We start from the raw sequence: 464 nt of genomic DNA on the forward strand, positions 1-464 counted from the left end.
AATAGGATGATGACGGTTGCCATATTGTTCTTCCTCGGCGTGCTTTTAAGTGTTCGATGGTAGGTGTAACGCAAATCGTTGCCTGGCGCAAGCTTATAACGTCAGGGTTTTGAAACAGCTTCTAGGCAACGGCCGCTGAAGAAACGCGACCCTTTCGAATCGAAGGAACAGGAAGCCATCCTCAATATCTTGCGGACAAGCGATCTGACGATCACCACCAGGCCGATACCCATGTTGAAGATCACATCATTCCAGTCGATCGAGATTTCATCTGGCGGAATGCCGAGCATCGCGATCTTGCCGCCATGGCTCATGTTGGCAATCATGTCGCGCCGATAGACATCCAGATTCTCTATTGAGAACGGTTAACTCCCAATCGACACTGCTCCGTTTCAGCCGAAGCTGAATCAAAAGCAACACTTCTTGGTAATAACCATATAACTCTATGAAATTGCATCGTTTAT

General features: G+C 47.6%; 1 protein-coding gene. It reads right to left on the minus strand.

Annotated features, from left to right (window positions below; all coding sequences use genetic code 11):
* Nucleotides 1-101: 101 nt before the first annotated feature.
* Complete coding sequence (locus AB1L30_RS00350; protein ID WP_367011369.1) at nucleotides 102-326, minus strand: hypothetical protein; 225 nt, start codon at nucleotides 324-326, stop codon at nucleotides 102-104.
* Between the last annotated feature and the right edge of the window lie 138 nt (nucleotides 327-464).

The organism is Bremerella sp. JC817 (assembly GCF_040718835.1).
In the GTDB taxonomy this organism is placed as follows: domain Bacteria; phylum Planctomycetota; class Planctomycetia; order Pirellulales; family Pirellulaceae; genus Bremerella.

Bases quoted from the DNA above. Each gene is read 5' to 3' on its own strand.
- AB1L30_RS00350 (WP_367011369.1), bottom strand. From the start codon at position 326: ATGATTGCCAACATGAGCCATGGCGGCAAGATCGCGATGCTCGGCATT.